We start from the raw sequence: 16207 nt of genomic DNA, 5'->3' as shown, positions 1-16207 counted from the left end.
GGGCAGTCACGCACTGCCCCGTTCCGTCAACTCACGCAGTGCCAGATGTTGCAGCAGCATGATCGTCTTGGCGTCGACGATTTCGCCCCGCTGCACGGCCGCTAGCGCGCTCTCCAGCGTCATTTCCATCACTTCCAGATCTTCGCCTTCCGCTTCGACTCCGCCCCCGTCGCTGACGCGCGCGGTCGCGTCGTATTCCGCGATAAAGAAGTGCAGCTTTTCCGTCACCGATCCCGGGCTCATATAGGCCTCGAAGACCTTCTGCACGTCGCGCACGCGATACCCGGTTTCCTCTTCCACTTCGGCGCGAATGCGTTGCTCGGGCAACGCGTTGTCGAGCAGGCCCGCCGCGGCTTCCACCAGCATCCCGTCATGGCCGTTGACGAAAACGGGAAACCTGAACTGCCGCGTGAGGATCACGGTCTTGCGGGCGGGATCGAATAGCAGGATGGTTGCGCCGTTGCCGCGGTCGTAGGTTTCCCGGCTCTGGCGCTGCCAGGTGCCGTCGCGCCTCAGAAAGTCGAACGTCGTTTTCTTCAGCACATACCAGTCGTTGGAAAGCACCGTGGTGTCGATGATGCGGATCCGGTCTTGCGTCGCTGTCATGGCTCGCTCCAGTCACAAAAGGGTGAAATCATGATATCGTGCAGTTTCGTGCAATATCAAGAAATTTCGTGCAAACGATGCTGACAACCCAACGCAAGAAAGCCATCCTCGAATTGCTGACCCGTGACGGTCAGGTGCTCGCGGCACCGCTCGCGGCGACGTTCGGCGTCTCGGAGGACACGATCCGGCGCGATCTGCGCGAAATGGCGGCTGACGGGTTGTTGCAACGGGTGCATGGTGGGGCGTTGCCGGCGTCGTCGGCCGTGGCGCCGTTTTCGACGCGTCGCACGCTGGAGTCGTCGGGCAAGAGCGCGATCGGCATGGCTGCGGCAGCGATGATCGTGCCCGGACAGATCGTGATGATAGACGGCGGCACGACTTCCGCCGAACTGGTGAGGCATCTTCCGTCCAACCTGGTGGCGACGGTCGTCACCCATAGTCCGACCGTCGCCGTGGCGCTGGTCGATCATCCATCCATTGAAGTGATCATGATCGGCGGCCGGCTGTACAAGCATTCCATCGTGAATGTCGGCGCGGCTGCGATCGAAGCGATCTCGCATATCCATGCCGATATCTACTTCATGGGCGTCACCGGCGTTCATCCCACGGCGGGACTGAGCACTGGCGATCTCGAAGAGGCCTACGTCAAACGCGCGCTCGCGGCGAGATCGGCTGAGACCGTCGTGCTGGCCTCGATGGACAAGCTCAATGCAGCGTCCGCGTATTCGATCGGCGACGTCACGCTAGCGCAGACCGTGGTCGTCGAGCGGTCGACTGACAGCGCTTTTACAGAAGCGCTGGAGGCCGCCGGCGTGAGCGTCGTGCGGGCTTGACGTGTCACGCGACATGCGCGGATCACGTCGATATCGAGCCTGAGGTGTTGCGACGCACCATCGGTTTATCGCAGGTAGTTAGCGTGACTAATCGTTCCTCCGATGCCACGGGCCATTGAAGCCCAAAAAGCCAATATGCATTGCCGCCACCCTGTCGGCCCTTACTAGTCGCTGCGTAGCGAGTCGTGTCCCGTCGTAAAAAGCACTTCCCTCTCATGCGAGATCAGCACAATTTACATTGCATGCCGCACCGCGCACGGTTAGTCTAACGAAGCTTGTTGATTCATCGCCGCCCCGCTCTACAGCCATACCAGCAAGTAGGACAAGCACCGTATCGAGGCAGGCTTTCATCAGGCCGACGCGCTACGGCATTGAATGCAGACCATACGAAGATATCGCGGCATGCCATATTTTCAAGTCGCCTACTGTGGGCCAGCAGCAGTCCCCGACGATCTGTGGGTTCGCTGGAATACCGACCCGCTGCTGCTCGCCGCTCTGGCCGTGCTGGCGTTCATCGTCGCCAGCGGCCGTTCAGCCGATGCACGAGCGGGCTGGACGGCCATCGCGCTGATGGCCGTCGTCTTCGTGTCTCCACTATGCGCGTTGTCGTCGGCATTGTTTTCGGCACGCGTTACCCATCACATCATTCTGATTGCCGCGGTCGCGCCGCTTCTGGTGCGCGCGTTTCCGTTGCCTCGACTGGGTTATCCGCCACTGGTTCCGGTGGTCGCGGCTCACGCGGTGATCGTTTGGCTCTGGCATGCACCCGGTCCTTATGCGTGGGGACTCTCCACCGTGCCGACCTACTGGTTGATGCAACTCACGCTGCTGGGCAGTGCATGGCTGATGTGGCGCAGCGTCCTCGCGCCGTCGACACCCGCCGGCCCGGCGCTGATCGCACTCGTCGCCACGATCGGGCAAATGGGCTTGCTGGGCGCGCTGATCGTCTTCGCGCCCGAGCCGCTCTATGGCGTGCATTTCGCCAGCACGGCTGCGTGGGGCATCACGCCGCTGGTCGATCAGCAACTCGCCGGATTATTGATGTGGGTGCTGGCCATGATCCCTTATCTCGCAGCGGGACTCTGGATCACCTGGTCCAGCCTGCGCCCCAGAGAGCCTGCCCTGTGACGATCCTGCTGAAGTTCATCCATCTCGCGGCCATTGCGCTCTGGTCGGGCGGCCTGATCGTGTTGCCCTTTCTGTTCTGGCAACGCCGCGCGCTGACCACTGGCCCGGAACTCGACCGGCTGCACCGCATCACGCGGCTGGTGTATGTGGAACTGACCTCGCCCGCTGCGTTTGTCGCTATTGCGAGCGGCACGGCGCTGATCTTTCTGCAGGCCACTTTTGTCGAATGGTTCTCGCTGAAGATGGTGCTGGTCGGCATCATGGCGATGCTGCACGTGGTGGCCGGCCTTGTGATGCTGAATCTGTTTCTGCCCAACGGACACTTCAGCCGGCTGTCGGGCATCGCGTTGATGAGCGCTTATCTGGTGGTGATCGTCGCGATCATCTGGATCGTGCTTGCGAAGCCGCACGTCGACTCAACCCTGTTCGCCCCGCATCTGTTCGAACCTGGCGGACTCGCCCGATGGCTGCATCAGTCCTTCGGCGACACCAGAATGCCGACGCCATGATCGAACACGAGCTTGCCTCCATGCCAGCCGGCGAAGCCCGTCATCACCGAGGCGAGCGCCGACAGCGCGAGCCCATGCGGCAGCACTTCGTCGGGATAGTACAAACGCAGACCCCAGTTGGCGCCGGCAATGGCCACCAGCGTCATCGCGGCGACAGCGTGCGACCAGCTGGCCTCCCTGAGGCGGATGCCGCGCACGAGCAGAAGCTCGGCGGTGCCGACGAGGCTCGCGCCCACGCCGCTCCAGAACGCGAAGCCAGCGGCCCACAAACCGGCGCGGATCCAGAACGGGTCGCCCGACCACCAGTAGATGACATCCACGCCGAGGGTGGCGACGACGAACGCGATCGGGAAATGCACCATCATCACGTGAATCGGATGGCCGACGAATGCCACGGCCGAGCCTGCATCGAGACGCAACAACTCCAGCAACACGTCGCTTTTCGGCTGGGAGGCGGAATCGGAGTCACCTTTCTTTGCCATGATCAGTCTTCCTCGTTTCAGGTGAGGGATGGTGCGAACCATCATAGCTTTTTGCGCAGGCGGGTCCAAGGACGATTCAGAACCGCGTTGCCATTCGCGACCCTCGCGCCACTTGCACCACTCGCGACCCTCGCGCCACTCGCCGCGCTCAGCGGCTGCGCCGGTCCCTTGTCGACACTCGCGCCGTCCGGCCCTTCCGCTGCGTCGATTGCCGGGCTGTGGTGGGTAATGCTCGCGGGCTCGGCGATCTTGTTCGCGCTTGTACTCGTGCTGTTCCTGATGGTGTTCCTGCGGCCCGGCTGGGGGTCGCGAATCGCGCCCGGGCGCTGGATCGTACTCGGCGGCCTCGTATTGCCGGCCATCGTGCTGATTCCGTTGGTCTGCTATGCGCTGTATGCGGGTGAACAGCTTCTGCCGTTGCCCGGACATGCGCCGCAACGCATCGAGGCGATCGCGAAGCAATGGGACTGGACCTTCCGCTACCCGGACCAGGGCGGTGTCGAAACGCACGGCGTGCTGCATGTTCCCGCAGGCACACCGGTCGATATTGTCGTGACCAGTCAGGATGTGGTGCACGCATTCTGGATTCCGCGCTTCGCGGGCAAGATCGATGCGATACCCGGCCATGCCACGCATCTGCGCATTCAGGCCGATCAGCCCGGCGAGTACCAAGGGCTATGCAATCAGTTTTGCGGGCTGGGCCACGCAGGGATGCACTTCACGGTGATCGTCGATCGTCCGGAAGACTTTTCGGCCGCCGTCAAACAGGCCGCCGCCACCGGGGAGATGAACAAATGAGCGTGCCCGTCGAGCCGCCGTCGCCGCGCGTCAACGCGCTGCGGCTGCACCGCCAGCTTGCCGCGATCTGGGCGACCGGGCCAGGAATCCAGCGCTTTGCCGCCGTGAATCACACGGTCCTCGGCATGCGGATGATGATCACGTCGTTCCTGTTCTTTGCGATTGCGGGCGTGCTCGGCATGCTGACGCGCGTACAACTCGCGACGCCGCACGCCGCGTTCATGGACGCGGAGACCTACAACCAGGTCTTCACGATGCATGGTTCGATGATGCTGTTTCTGTTCGCGATTCCGATGGTGGAGAGCTTTGCGGTCTATCTGACGCCGAAGATTCTCGGCACCCGCGACTTCGCGTTTCCCCGGCTCACCGCTTATGGCTACTGGTGCTACCTGCTCGGCGGCACGATCCTGACCGTCTCGCTGATCCTGCGCTCCGCGCCGGACGGCGGCTGGTTCATGTACACGCCCCTCAGCTCGCACGTGTACACGCCTGGCATCAATGCCGATGTGTGGCTGCTCGGCATTACGTTCGTCGAGATCTCGGCGCTGTCGCTGGCGATGGAAATCGTCGTGTCGATTCTGAAGATGCGCGCACCTGGCATGTCGCTCGACCGGATGCCGATTTTCGCGTGGTACATCCTCGTCACGGCGATGATGATGATCGTCGCGTTTCCGCCGCTGATCCTCGGTTCGATCCTGCTCGAAGTCGAGCGCGCGTTCGACCTGCCGTTCTTCGACCCGAGGCGCGGCGGCGATCCGCTGCTGTGGCAGCATCTGTTCTGGCTATTCGGGCACCCGGACGTCTACATCATTTTTCTGCCGATGGCCGGAGTGCTCTCGACGATCATTCCCGTATTCGCACGGCGGCCGCTGGTCGGTTATCGCGCGATCGTCGTCGCAATCATTGCGCTCGCGTTCCTGAGCTTCGGCATCTGGGTTCACCATATGTTCACGGTGGGCATTCCGCATCTCGCGCTGGCGTTTTTCTCGGCGGGCTCGGCGGTCGTCGCGGTGCCGACCGCCATCCAGTTCTTCGCATGGCTCGCCACGCTGTCGCACGGAAGACCGCGCTGGGATGTGCCGATGCTGTACATCTTCGGCTTCTTCTTCGTCTTCACCGCAGGCGGCCTGACCGGCGTGATGCTCGCGATGGTCCCGTTCGACTGGCAGGCGCACGACACCTATTTCGTCGTCGCCCACCTGCACTACGTGGTGGGGGGCGCGCTCGCGTTTCCGATGCTCGCCGCGTTCTACTACTGGCTGCCGCTGCTGACCGGCCGCACCGCCGTGTACAAGCTGTCGCTGCCAGCGTTCTGGCTGGTGTTCATCGGCTTCAACATGACGTTCTTCATGATGCATCTGACCGGCCTGCTCGGCATGCCGCGACGCATCTTCACCTATACCGGCGACGAAGGATGGAACTGGCTCAATCTGCTGTCGTCGGTGGGCAGCTTTGTGATGACGATCGGCTTCGCGCTGGTCGTGATCGACATCATCGTGCAGGTGCGTTTTGGCCGGCGCGTGCGGCGCAATCCGTGGGATTCGACCACGCTCGAATGGGCGATGCCGATTCCGCCCGCACCGTATGCGTTTGCGTCGATCCCGCGCATCGGCGCTGAAACCGAAGGCGTCGCGCCGGGCAAACTGGCGGTGTCGCTCGCGCGCGGCGAAGGCTATCTCGGCTCCACGCGCAACGGCTGGCAGGAAACCCTCGGCGTGCATATGACCTCGGGCGAGCCGGAGCAACTGATCGTGTTGCCGCGCGCGACTTATCTGCCCCTGTTCACCGCGCTCATTACTTGCGCGGCAGTGCTCTCGATGCTGTTCAAGTTCTATCTGCTGGCGCTCGCGTTCGCGTTCGTGACCTTCGGCATGTTCATTTATGCCGGTCAAAGCGCCGGTCTTGCACGCGACTACGGGCCGCTGCCGGTGGGCCGCGGCGTCAGCGTGCCGCCGCATACCGAGGTTGCGGGCTCGCCCGCGTGGCTGGCGTTGATCTGCACGTTGGTGGCGAACGGCACGCTGTTCACGTCGCTGGTATTCGGGGTGTTCTATCTGTGGATCGCCGCGCCGAACTGGCCGGCTGGAACAATGCCCGAGCCGAGCCGTCTGCTTGCGCTCGTGACGGTCGTCGCGCTGGCCGTCGCGGCTATGCTTGCGCGCGGCTCGCTACGCACCGCTGCCGCTGGCGCAAAACCGCTCGGCCGGGTCGGCCTGACCGCACTGGCGCTAGTCGTAGCGATGGCCGCCGATGTCGCGTTGATCGGCGGTGTCATGCCCGATCCCCGTGAACACGCGCTCGGTGCCACAGCCGCTGCGTTGCTGGCCTACGTCGCGCTGCATGCGGGGATCGGCGTGCTGTTTCTGATCAGCAATGTTCTACGCATCGGCGCCGGCTTCATTTCGGCACGACGCTTGACGGACCTGCGCCTCACGCGCTTATGGATCGATTACACGCTGGTCACGAGCGTGATTGCGCTGGGCCTCGTGCTCGCGTTACCGGGACTCGTGGCGATGCTGGGAGCGCGGCCATGAACGGACAACCGCTGTCGCCGAGGCGTCTGTGGTGGCTTGCTGTGGGCTTCACGATCTGGTGTCTCGCGCTGGTGATTCTTTATGCGTTGCACGCGATAGGTTGCGCGTTTGGCTGGCCGGCCGGACCGCTGCGTGTGAGCCTGGCCATCGTGCTGGTGCTGCATCTGATTGCGATTGGCTGGCTATGGCGTCACCGGGTTGCGGCGGGCCGCGACCCCGGACCCGAGCGTATCGGCGCGTTCCTGCACACCGTCGTCATATGGACGCTGATCGCAGCGCTGGCCGCCACGGTGATTACGTTTGGACCTGCGCTGTTGCTGACCACCTGTATCTGAGTCGGGGTGAGCGGCAATGACGAGTGGCGAGATTTCACAGCCGTGGAGAGAGGACTCATGCAGCATCGCGATCTCGTGCGCAAGGCCATCTGGTCCGCCATCTATCTGCTGTTCATTCTCGCGCCGCTGTTCGCGCTACTCGCGGGCAAGCTGCCGCCCGCGCGCAACTTCGGCACCGAGTTCTCGGTAGCGCTCGGCTATTCAGGTCTGGCAATGATGGGGCTGCAATTCGGCCTCACCGCGCGCTTTCGCTACGTGACCGAACCGTGGGGCGAGGACGTCATCTACCACTTCCACCGGCGCATTTCGCTGATGGCGGTCGCGCTGGTCGTCGTGCATCCGCTGATCCTGATCGCGATCGGCTCGGAGTCGGTCGCGCTGCCCGATTCCGTGTGGGATATTCCGTGGGGCGCGCGTTTCGCGGCGCTGTCGATCGGCTCGCTGATTGTTCTGGTCGTCACCGCATTGTGGCGCAAGCAGTTGAAGATCCGTTACGAACTCTGGCATCTGTCGCATATCGTGCTCGCGTTGACTGCCGTGTTCGCGGGGATGCTGCATATGGTCGGCTGGGGCTTCTATCTGGTCGATCCGTTCAAGCGCGCGTTGTGGATCGGCATGACGGTTTTCTGGATCGCGCTGCTGCTGTATGTGCGTCTGTTCAAGCCGCTTTTCATGCTGCGGCGTCCGTACCGGGTCGCCGAAGTCCGTATGGAACGCGGTGACACCGTCACGCTCGTCATGCGGCCCGACGGTCACGCCGGTTTTCGCTTCAAGCCGGGGCAATTCGGCTGGCTCACGTTGTGGGCGAGCCCATTCAGGATCACCGGGCATCCGTTCTCGTTCTCATCGAGCGCCGAAGCACCGGATGGCCGTGTCGACATGACGATCCGCAATCTCGGCGATTTCACCAACGCGGTCAAAGCCGTGGCCGTCGGCCAGCGCATTTATCTCGATGGTCCGTATGGCGCATTCACGATCGGCAATCCGACCGACATGCATGTGCTGATTGCAGGCGGCATCGGTATCACACCGATGATGAGCATGATCCGCACTCTCGCGGATCGTGGCGACCCGCGTCCGCTGGTGCTGCTGTATGGCGGCAAGGACTGGGACACGCTGACCTTCCGCGATGAACTCGACACGCTTAAAACAAGGCTCGATCTGAAGATCGTTTATGTTCTGTCGCAGCCGCCCGAGGACTGGAGCGGAGAACGCGGCCGCATAACCGCTGACGTGTTTAAACGTCACCTGCCGCCTGCGTATGCGGATCACGAGTACTTCATCTGCGGACCGGATGTGATGATGGACGCGATTGAAACTGCACTGGGCGAGATGAAAGTGCCGCTCGCCCGATACCATTCCGAACGCTATAGCTTCGTTTAGGAGAATTGCGATGCGCCGACTGTTAGCTGATCGCCTGGCTATGGCGACGGGCGTGATTGTGGTGCTGTTGTCGCTGGCATTCGCGCTTTTAAGGGTAATGGGTACGCACTAGCCGGGAAGCCGCAGCGCCAGCATGCACACCATCGGTCAATTTGCATTCGACCGGCCAAATCTGTGTCCCCTATACTCTGAAGAATGCTGCCGTTAGCAACGCGACCATTCAAAAAAAACGGAGTCCGGGGACACGATGATGGAACGCAACACGCATTGGCTCAATGAGAGGCGCCTTTCTCATTACCCTCGCATCATCCTGACGTTGTTCATTGCGATTGCCGTTGTCTGGGTCGTGCTGTCGAAACACATGATCGATATAAAAGGCAAACCGCTCGGCTACGACTTCATTACGTTCTGGGGAGCGTCCCATCTCGGTCTGACAGGCCATCCGGCCGACGCCTATGACATCCGCCTGATATCCGACGCAGAAAAAATCGCCGTCCCACGGCTAAACAGTCTCTTTGTCTGGTATTACCCGCCCGCGTTCTATCTGGTCATTCTGCCGCTGGCCTTTCTGCCTTATCTGGTCGCGTACCTGAGTTTCATACTGGCCACGCTGGCTTGCTATGTCGTGCTGCTATACCGGGTTGTCCGCAATAAAACGGCGTGGTGTTACCTCGCCGCCTTTTCTGGTTTGTGGATGAATTTCTTTCACGGCCAGAACGCGTTCCTCACCGCCTCGCTCGCGGGCGCAGCGCTGATGTGCCTGCCGCGGCGTCCCATTCTTGCAGGCGTCCTGGTTGGCTTGCTCGCGATCAAACCTCATCTGGCGTTGCTCTTTCCGGTCGCGTTGATCGCCATCGGCGCATGGAGCACGCTCATTACCGCAGCCGTGACGGCCATTCTGTTCACGGCGATCGGCACTGCCGTACTGGGAGTCGGCACGTTGAAGGCCTGTGTGGCCAGCCTCGGCTTCGCGCGCCATTTTCTGGAAACGGGCCTGCTTCCATGGGCAAAGATGCCCACCGTGTTCGCCTTTGGACGCCTGCTCGGCCTGCCCGTCGCAGGCGCGTATGCCGTTCATGCCGTGGTCGCGGTCGGCGCGACGCTCGTTGTCTGGCGCGTCTGGCGCCACTGCCGGGACTGGCAGTTACGCGGCGCCGCGCTGATGACCGCAACTTTCCTGATCAGCCCATACCTGTTCGACTACGACCTCGCATGGCTGGCTTTTCCGATCGCGTGGCTCGCGCTGGGCGGCTTGCGCGACGGCTGGTTGCGCGGCGACCGCGAAGTGCTAGTCGCCGCGTGGCTGTTGCCATTGCTGATGTCGCCCATCGTCAAGGCCGTGCCCATTCAGATTGGGCCGTGGGTGCTCGGCGCGCTGCTGGCGGTCATCGTGCGGAGGGCCGCGCGATCTCCAGCGGCGCGCGGCCCGGTCGCCAACGAGGAGAGTGCGGATCGCGGCGAAACAGTGCAGCTCGGCCGCGCGCTTAACGATCATCCTGTCACGCCATGAGTGCGCAGTCAGCAGTCAGCAGTCAGCGGTTAGCGGTTAGCGGTTAGCGGTTAGCGGTTAGCGGTTAGCGGTTAGCGGTTAGCGGTTAGCGGTTAGCGGTTAGCCGCGGCCTCAGCCAACCGCCGCCGGCTTGCGGTCGGCCAGCGCTTCGAGCAACGGCTCCGACGGAACGAAGAACAGCCCGCCGGTCACCGCGCGGCTGTAATCGAGAAGCCGGTCGTAGTTGCCAGGCGGCCGGCCCACGAACATGTTTTCCAGCATCTGTTCGGTCGGCTCAGGCGAATTGGCGTAACCGATAAAATAAGTGCCGAACTCGCCCGCGCCGGGCCGGCCGAACGCCATGTTGTGCCGCAGGATTTTGACTTCCTGGCCGTCCTTTTCGATCGTGGTCAGCGAACTGTGCGACGACGACGGTTTGACCGCTTCGTCGAGTTCGACATCGGAGAGTTTTTTACGGCCGATAATGCGCTCCTGCGCCTCGACCGGCAGCGTGTCCCACGCCACCATGTCATGCAGATACTTCTGCACGATCACATAACTGCCACCCGCGAAGCCGGGGTCCTGCGCGCCGATCACAGCGAAATCGAATGCTTCGCGCCCTCGCGGGTTCTCCGTGCCGTCGACGAAACCCACCATGTCGCGCAGATCGAAATAGCGAAAGCCGTGCACTTCGTCGACCACGGTCACCGCACCGGCCAGGCGTTGCATCAATAACGCGGCGAGTTCGAAGCAGAGGTCCATGTGATCGGCGCGAATATGCAGCAGGATGTCGCCGGGCGTGCCGATAGCGCGACGTTTGCCGTCGCCGAATTCGCGAAACGGGTGCAGCGCTGCCGGGCGTGGGGTGCCGAAAAGCGTGTCCCAGGCAGCGGAACCAAATCCGCAGACACACGACAGGTTGCCCGTCGGCACGCGCGTGCCGACCGCGCGGACCAGCGCGGCGATATCGGGGCACAACGAGCGCACGGTGTCCGCGTGGTCGTCGCCGGGCGTCAGCGTGGCGACAATGAAAATGGCGCTGCGGGTGATCGGATTGCAGACAGCTTGCGGTTCTGGAAGGTCGTTAGGCATCGGATGATTACGCTCGACACGTTGGCATCCCGGCGCAAGCCGGACGCTGTTGAGGGACGCACAAGCGCGTGGGGCGGTTGTGCCCGACAAGGTTAGTGGATTCTTTAAAACGGCGCGAGGCGCAAGACGATTTTCATCGCGATTCCTCGAATGGATCAAACGCCTGAACCGTTCGAGCCATGCCGCGATACAGCGATGCTGCCTGCATCCCTCGATCTGGCGAAATCGATAGAATTCATCCGCTACCAGCGCGGGGGTGGAAAGATGACAACGAACACGGGGAGACTCGCCGTCTAGCTCTATGCAGCCGGTCTGCGGGCAGGATGCGCGACCGAAACTTCGCCGATAGAAGCCCCGCCGCCGATGCTATCGCCTGAAACAAGTGGCAGGCCGGTGCCGCGCCGCCGACACGCCGAAGAACGAGCCGGCGCCGCGCGGGACAGTTTCAGCGACGCGCAGCGGACGCAGCGGACCCCGTGCACACGCAAATCGCACATTTCATCCCGCTACCGGCAATGCGGCTTATATTGATGCAAAGAGCGGCCGCGCGCCGGCCCCGGCTTCCCGTTCAACATGAGCGCAGCGTCCCTCTCCGCAGGATCGTCGAATCAACGACGGCTCGCACGAGCCGATCTGCGGAGCGCCAGCGCGTGCGGTTATGATGCCGGTCGCGCGCCTTCATTGCGACCCGTGTCGCGAACGGCCTTCATTGCACGTCTTACGGATTGTTTTCAGCTACGAGACCCATCATGCCTGCCCAACACGACGACGCTTCCCCTGCCAGCACCAAGCCAGCCGTGGCCAAACGCAAGACGCTGACGGTGACCGTGCGCAATCTGATGATGGTCGCGGTCGGCTTCGTGGTTTTCGCGATCGTGGCGACCGTCGTGCTGTACAGCACGATCATGTACGGCGACCCGATTGCGAACTTCGGCATCATCCTGATGCTGACCGTGCCGGTGATCGCGGGCGTGGCGTTCCGCGTCGGTCTGGATGCGTGGCTGGACCGCGAGTGAGTCGTGACAGCGCGGCATCCTCGCGTTGGGTTCAGAGGCGTCACGCGGCCTTCAGGCGGCCTTCATGCGGCCTTGATTGGCAACACCACCCAGACCTCCAGTCCGCCGCCGTCACGGGCATGAAACTGCAGGCTGCCGCCATGCAGCCGCGCGATCCGCTCGACGATCGACAGCCCTAACCCGGTGCCGCCGCTATGCGAGCGGGCATTGCGGCCACGCTGAAAAGGCGCTTTCAGTTGCTCCAGTTCCTGCGCGGACAGACCGTTGCCACGATCGCCGACGGCGACAATCACCGTTTGCCCTTGTTTCGCAGCGCCTCCGGCCTTCAGGCTCACGTCTGCGGCCACCCAGCTTCGCACCGCCAGCCCCGTCTTCCCGTACACAATCGCGTTCTGCATCAGATTCATCAGAAGCCGCATCATGCTGATCGGCCGATAGCCCAGCGCCGGCAGCTTCGTCAGCGACAACTCGAACTCATGCCCCAGCCCCGCGAAGTCACCCGCTAACCGTTCGATCAGCGCATTCAGATCGCCGGGCTGCGGCGCCTCACGTTCGCCACTGCCTGCGTAGTCCATGAACTGCTGCAGGATCGTCTCGATCTGATCGAGATAGGACTCGGCGGCGACCACGAAACTGCTGTCGCTGCCGTCGGGCATTGCCATCGCCATCGAGAGGCGCAGCTTGGTCAGCGGCGTGCGGATGTCGTGCGAGATGCCGGCCAGCATCAACGCGCGGGTCGCCTCGGCCTCCTGCAACGTCTGCGTCATCTGGTTGAAAGCGCGGCTCACGGCAGCGATTTCGGTGGGGCCGTCGGTCGGCAACGGTGCGGGCGTTTTGCCGGCGCTCACATGGCGCGCCGCGCGCGCCAGTTCCTGCAGCGGCTCGTTCAGGTGAAGCTGGATTGCATAACCGGCCAGCGCGGCCAGAATGCCCAGGCCGAGCGACAGCACGATCGCCGCTTCGAGCCCGCTGCCCTGCGCGTCCTCGGGGATCGGCAGCGCGATCCAGTACGGCGCGTTCGGCGCGTCGGTAGGCGCGTGCATCCGGATCCACAGACGCTGACCGCCTTCGGTTTGCCAGCGCGCCGGCATATCGGCGGGCAGATGCGCGCGCAGGCTGTCGAGAAACAGGTCGCGCTGATACGTGCGATACGCCCGCGCGACATTCGGCGGCGGTTCTTCGGCGGCCCCGGCAGGCAGTTGCGCGCGGGCATCGAGGCGCGTCGTCAGCGCGGCACGCGCGCGCGCCGGCGTGGCTTCGAGCACGCTGTCGAGCGTCGTCACGTAGGTGGCGAACACGGTCGCCGCGCGCTCGACGCGAGGCCGCTGCACGTAATGCAGCAGCACCGCGATCGAGCAGATCTGGCTCAGCATCACGAGCACGATCAGCAGCACGATGTTGCGCGCCAGCAGTGTTCTCGGCAGCAGCCTGCGCAGCAGCGGACGGGTCATGAATCGACGTCGGCCACCAGCATGTAGCCGACGCCCCACACGGTCTTGATGAAACGCGGTTTGGACGGATCGTCCTCGACGATCTGCCGCAGCCGCAACACTTGCACGTCGATGCTGCGATCGAGCGCATCGTGGTCGCGGCCCCGTGCGCGCGCGAGCAGATTGTCGCGGCTGACTGGGCGGTTCGGCGACGACGCGAGCGCAACCAGCAACAACATCTGCGCGGAATGAATCTCCAGCAACTCGCCCGCGCGCGCAAGCTGCTGTTTGCCGACATCGACCGTGAAGTTGCCGAAGCGCACGCTTTGCGAGGTCACGGTGACATCGCCCGATGCGATCTTCTGGCGGCGCAACAGCGCATTGATACGCGCCACCAGTTCGCGCGGCAGAAACGGTTTGGCGAGATAGTCGTCGGCACCGGTTTCGAGGCCGACCACGCGGTCGAGCGGATCGCCCTTCGCGGTCAGCATCAGAATGGGCAGCGTCTGCCCCTGCTCTCTGAGGCGTGCGCAGATTTCGAGGCCGTTCTCTTCACCGATCATCAGATCGAGTACCAGCAGATCGAACGGTTCGCGCTCCAGATAACGGTCCAGACGCTTGCTGTCTTCGGCGACGCGCACGTCGAAACCGTGGCTGCGCAGAAACCGCTGCAGCATGTTGCGCAGTTCGACTTCGTCGTCAAGCACGATGATTTTGGCGGGGCGATCCATCCGAAAGCTCCTCGATTCTGGCATTCCAGAAAATACCGCAATCCTGAGCAAATGGCGCGCGTTTCAGTGCGCTGCCGCGCGTTCCTGCACGAATGCCTCGATCTGCGGCAACGTGATGTAGCCCGCCTTCTGCGCGTCGATTTCATCGAAATGTTTCGCGACCATCGGCATGCCGGCAGCGGCCTGATCTTTGGTGAGCTTGCGATCGTGCGTGGTATTCGCGGTGGCAAAGCGGGTTTGCAACTGCTGGACCATCCGTTCCATCCGCTGCGGATTGCCGCCCTGCGGCGCAACGGCCTGGGCAAACGTGACGGTGGACGCACAGCACAGCAACACGGCGGCGAGCAACTTCTTCATGACTGACTCCTTCAATCGCGCCATCGGGCGTCGCCTGCTTCGTGCCGCGATCCGTTCGATGACAGGCCGCATTCTTGGCCAGCCGACGACGGATGGCAATTGGGCAATCATGTCGACTGATGTCACGGCGGATCAGCAAGCGTGGGCGACGAGCGGGCTGACCGCGCTGACGTTGGCGCCACCGGCGGATAACCCGCATGCGGCGCCCGCTTCATTCATATCGACGCTGCGACGGCCGCTGCGCGTGACATCGGATGAAATGAGTTTGGCGTGTCGTTATGCCCGCGCTTTGCGTATCGTCCGTTTGCTGTTTTCGTTTTCTGCTTTCGTCGGCCGGCGCTGCAAATGCTGCAACGGCCACGCGCCGGCGCCGCGCCACGAGCGCTCAATCCAATGGTCAGGCTTCATGCAAAGCCCGGCCACCTGGCCGCTTCTTCAACCGAAGACGCACCGTCTTACGTATCAGGAGTACCCAGTGACTATCCGTCTTGCCTGCGCTTCTACTTTTACGGTTTTAGGACTCACCTGCTCATCGATGGCGGCCGCCCGCGCGGTGGTCTATATGCCCGCTCCGGCGATCTACGCGCCGCCCGTCAAGCCGCTGCCCATGCACACCACCATCGTCGTGCCCGCGCCGACGAACCATGCAGCAACGACCGCCCCGAGCGTCACCTGCTCGCAGCCGGCCACAGCGGTGCCGCGCTAAAGCGGGTGGGCGCGTGCAAGCTCACCGCTTCCGTATCTGACAGGTGGATGACGGCTGCGACCTCTGACTCAGCATAGGGCATACGTCAGGCGAGACCGCCTGGTGAATTCCCGTTGTCCTGATGAATAGTCAATGTACGTGGCGACGACACCGTGTCGTTCCTGCACCGCGTACATGGTTGAACGATCGATCAGTCGATGGGTTCAAGGGTGTCGACGCACTGATTCCGCTGCCGCTTTTACCTCGTTTGAGACGCCGACGCGCATCAATGGCCATGCCCGCGGACTCCGGCGGCAAACCGCAGACGATTCGCGCGTCGGGAAAAACTGGCATCCATGCCTGCTATGCGCAATGGGAACGCGATTTGCTGGGCATACGAAGATAAACCTCGGATCTGTGCGCTCGTTGCGTACTCATCCGCCCAGCTATCCGGCTCGAACGCACCTCGAGGTGCCTCCTTGCCAGGCCACTTTGCGGATACATCAGATGAGTTATCAGGACATAGACAAAGAGATTGCCCACCTTGAACTCGTGTTCGGCAAAATCACCACGCGTGATCGCTTTCCGCTGTCGTACTGGCATAAGCGCCTAGTTGCCCTGCACCGGTCGGCGATGATGCCGGCGCAACGTGAACGCGTCGCACGGCTCGAAGCGACATTGCGGTCGCTGGCCGAATCGCGGCAAACGGCTTGAATCTGAATCGCGGGTTGAATCCGCACCGCCTGAGATAGACAACGTCGAGACGACGTCGGTCCTTCGGCTTCAAACGAAGCCAACG

17 protein-coding genes are annotated in these 16207 nt (G+C 62.8%); 11 read left to right on the top strand and 6 right to left on the bottom strand.

What is annotated here, in order from left to right; all coding sequences use genetic code 11:
* Positions 1-6 precede the first annotated feature (6 nt).
* Complete coding sequence (locus tag LMG28727_RS13305) at positions 7-606, bottom strand: NUDIX domain-containing protein (protein WP_201642776.1); 600 nt, start codon at positions 604-606, stop codon at positions 7-9.
* A 77-nt stretch (positions 607-683) separates the two neighbouring features.
* On the opposite strand from LMG28727_RS13305, the gene LMG28727_RS13300 reads away from it, so the two are divergent.
* The 3 genes from LMG28727_RS13300 (at position 684) to LMG28727_RS13290 (ending at position 3076) form a co-directional block, all read left to right on the top strand.
* Positions 684-1439, top strand: a complete 756-nt coding sequence (locus LMG28727_RS13300) for a DeoR/GlpR family DNA-binding transcription regulator (RefSeq protein WP_201642775.1) — start codon at positions 684-686, stop codon at positions 1437-1439.
* 402 nt (positions 1440-1841) lie between these two features.
* Positions 1842-2567 (top strand): cytochrome c oxidase assembly protein, encoded by a 726-nt coding sequence (locus tag LMG28727_RS13295; protein WP_201642774.1) that lies wholly within the window; start codon positions 1842-1844, stop codon positions 2565-2567.
* Entirely contained in the window at positions 2564-3076 is a 513-nt protein-coding gene (locus tag LMG28727_RS13290) for a CopD family protein (protein WP_201642773.1), read from the top strand. The genes LMG28727_RS13295 and LMG28727_RS13290 overlap by 4 nt, the downstream gene beginning before the upstream one ends.
* Here LMG28727_RS13290 and LMG28727_RS13285 read toward each other — a convergent pair.
* Positions 3040-3558 carry a DUF2231 domain-containing protein gene (locus LMG28727_RS13285; RefSeq protein WP_201642772.1) on the bottom strand — a complete coding sequence of 173 codons (519 nt, stop codon included), beginning with the start codon at positions 3556-3558 and terminating at the stop codon, positions 3040-3042. The genes LMG28727_RS13290 and LMG28727_RS13285 overlap by 37 nt on opposite strands.
* A gap of 87 nt (positions 3559-3645) precedes the next feature.
* Here LMG28727_RS13285 and coxB point away from each other — a divergent pair, with 87 nt between their 5' ends.
* From coxB to LMG28727_RS13260, 5 genes are all read left to right on the top strand, one after another.
* Entirely contained in the window at positions 3646-4356 is a 711-nt protein-coding gene (coxB, locus tag LMG28727_RS13280) for a cytochrome c oxidase subunit II (protein WP_201642771.1), read from the top strand.
* Entirely contained in the window at positions 4353-6890 is a 2538-nt protein-coding gene (gene ctaD / locus LMG28727_RS13275) for a cytochrome c oxidase subunit I (protein WP_201642770.1), read from the top strand. Before coxB ends, ctaD begins: the two co-directional genes overlap by 4 nt.
* The gene (locus LMG28727_RS13270) at positions 6887-7225 is read left to right on the top strand and encodes a hypothetical protein (RefSeq protein WP_201642769.1); all 339 of its coding nucleotides are present in this window, start codon (positions 6887-6889) and stop codon (positions 7223-7225) included. The genes ctaD and LMG28727_RS13270 overlap by 4 nt, the downstream gene beginning before the upstream one ends.
* 57 nt (positions 7226-7282) lie before the next feature.
* Positions 7283-8608, top strand: a complete 1326-nt coding sequence (locus LMG28727_RS13265) for a ferredoxin reductase family protein (protein ID WP_201642768.1) — start codon at positions 7283-7285, stop codon at positions 8606-8608.
* Between the two features lie 247 nt (positions 8609-8855).
* Positions 8856-10118, top strand: a complete 1263-nt coding sequence (locus LMG28727_RS13260) for a glycosyltransferase family 87 protein (protein ID WP_201642767.1) — start codon at positions 8856-8858, stop codon at positions 10116-10118.
* Positions 10119-10229: 111 nt separating this feature from the next.
* Here LMG28727_RS13260 and LMG28727_RS13255 read toward each other — a convergent pair whose 3' ends face one another.
* A complete protein-coding gene (locus tag LMG28727_RS13255; protein WP_201642766.1) occupies positions 10230-11189 on the bottom strand; it encodes a Dyp-type peroxidase in 960 nt (319 codons plus the stop codon).
* A 749-nt stretch (positions 11190-11938) separates the two neighbouring features.
* On the opposite strand from LMG28727_RS13255, the gene LMG28727_RS13250 reads away from it, so the two are divergent.
* On the top strand, positions 11939-12205 hold the full coding sequence (locus tag LMG28727_RS13250; RefSeq protein WP_201642765.1) for a hypothetical protein: 267 nt from the start codon (positions 11939-11941) through the stop codon (positions 12203-12205).
* A 62-nt stretch (positions 12206-12267) separates the two neighbouring features.
* Here the strand turns inward: LMG28727_RS13250 and LMG28727_RS13245 are convergent, their stop codons facing one another.
* The 3 genes from LMG28727_RS13245 to LMG28727_RS13235 form a co-directional block, all read right to left on the bottom strand.
* Positions 12268-13656: an ATP-binding protein gene (locus LMG28727_RS13245; protein ID WP_201642764.1), complete on the bottom strand. Its 1389-nt coding sequence runs from the start codon at positions 13654-13656 to the stop codon at positions 12268-12270.
* Positions 13653-14366, bottom strand: a complete 714-nt coding sequence (locus tag LMG28727_RS13240; RefSeq protein ID WP_201642763.1) for a response regulator — start codon at positions 14364-14366, stop codon at positions 13653-13655. Before LMG28727_RS13240 ends, LMG28727_RS13245 begins: the two co-directional genes overlap by 4 nt.
* 63 nt (positions 14367-14429) lie before the next feature.
* Positions 14430-14723 carry an EF-hand domain-containing protein gene (locus LMG28727_RS13235; RefSeq protein ID WP_201642762.1) on the bottom strand — a complete coding sequence of 98 codons (294 nt, stop codon included), beginning with the start codon at positions 14721-14723 and terminating at the stop codon, positions 14430-14432.
* Between the two features lie 58 nt (positions 14724-14781).
* Between LMG28727_RS13235 and LMG28727_RS34170 the strand changes: the two genes are divergently transcribed.
* Positions 14782-15429: a hypothetical protein gene (locus LMG28727_RS34170; protein ID WP_236591819.1), complete on the top strand. Its 648-nt coding sequence runs from the start codon at positions 14782-14784 to the stop codon at positions 15427-15429.
* A 486-nt stretch (positions 15430-15915) separates the two neighbouring features.
* On the top strand, positions 15916-16122 hold the full coding sequence (locus LMG28727_RS13225; RefSeq protein WP_201642761.1) for a hypothetical protein: 207 nt from the start codon (positions 15916-15918) through the stop codon (positions 16120-16122).
* Positions 16123-16207 lie beyond the last annotated feature (85 nt).

Origin of the sequence: Paraburkholderia metrosideri, assembly GCF_904848625.1 — a bacterium.
Lineage (GTDB): Bacteria > Pseudomonadota > Gammaproteobacteria > Burkholderiales > Burkholderiaceae > Paraburkholderia > Paraburkholderia metrosideri.
Note: the sequence above shows the minus strand (reverse complement) of the source record. Positions and strands in the feature narration are given on the sequence as shown.

Excerpts from the sequence above, each read along its gene's own strand:
- LMG28727_RS13285 (WP_201642772.1), bottom strand. The coding sequence starts at position 3,558 with ATGGCAAAGAAAGGTGACTCCGATTCCGCCTCCCAGCCGAAAAGCGAC.
- LMG28727_RS13260 (WP_201642767.1), top strand. The coding sequence starts at position 8,856 with ATGATGGAACGCAACACGCATTGGCTCAATGAGAGGCGCCTTTCTCAT.
- LMG28727_RS13250 (WP_201642765.1), top strand. The coding sequence starts at position 11,939 with ATGCCTGCCCAACACGACGACGCTTCCCCTGCCAGCACCAAGCCAGCC.
- LMG28727_RS13295 (WP_201642774.1), top strand. The coding sequence starts at position 1,842 with ATGCCATATTTTCAAGTCGCCTACTGTGGGCCAGCAGCAGTCCCCGAC.
- LMG28727_RS13300 (WP_201642775.1), top strand. The coding sequence starts at position 684 with ATGCTGACAACCCAACGCAAGAAAGCCATCCTCGAATTGCTGACCCGT.
- LMG28727_RS13235 (WP_201642762.1), bottom strand. The coding sequence starts at position 14,723 with ATGAAGAAGTTGCTCGCCGCCGTGTTGCTGTGCTGTGCGTCCACCGTC.
- LMG28727_RS13265 (WP_201642768.1), top strand. The coding sequence starts at position 7,283 with ATGCAGCATCGCGATCTCGTGCGCAAGGCCATCTGGTCCGCCATCTAT.
- LMG28727_RS13270 (WP_201642769.1), top strand. The coding sequence starts at position 6,887 with ATGAACGGACAACCGCTGTCGCCGAGGCGTCTGTGGTGGCTTGCTGTG.
- ctaD (WP_201642770.1), top strand. The coding sequence starts at position 4,353 with ATGAGCGTGCCCGTCGAGCCGCCGTCGCCGCGCGTCAACGCGCTGCGG.
- LMG28727_RS13305 (WP_201642776.1), bottom strand. The coding sequence starts at position 606 with ATGACAGCGACGCAAGACCGGATCCGCATCATCGACACCACGGTGCTT.
- LMG28727_RS13255 (WP_201642766.1), bottom strand. The coding sequence starts at position 11,189 with ATGCCTAACGACCTTCCAGAACCGCAAGCTGTCTGCAATCCGATCACC.
- LMG28727_RS13240 (WP_201642763.1), bottom strand. The coding sequence starts at position 14,366 with ATGGATCGCCCCGCCAAAATCATCGTGCTTGACGACGAAGTCGAACTG.
- LMG28727_RS34170 (WP_236591819.1), top strand. The coding sequence starts at position 14,782 with ATGACAGGCCGCATTCTTGGCCAGCCGACGACGGATGGCAATTGGGCA.
- LMG28727_RS13245 (WP_201642764.1), bottom strand. The coding sequence starts at position 13,656 with ATGACCCGTCCGCTGCTGCGCAGGCTGCTGCCGAGAACACTGCTGGCG.
- LMG28727_RS13225 (WP_201642761.1), top strand. The coding sequence starts at position 15,916 with ATGAGTTATCAGGACATAGACAAAGAGATTGCCCACCTTGAACTCGTG.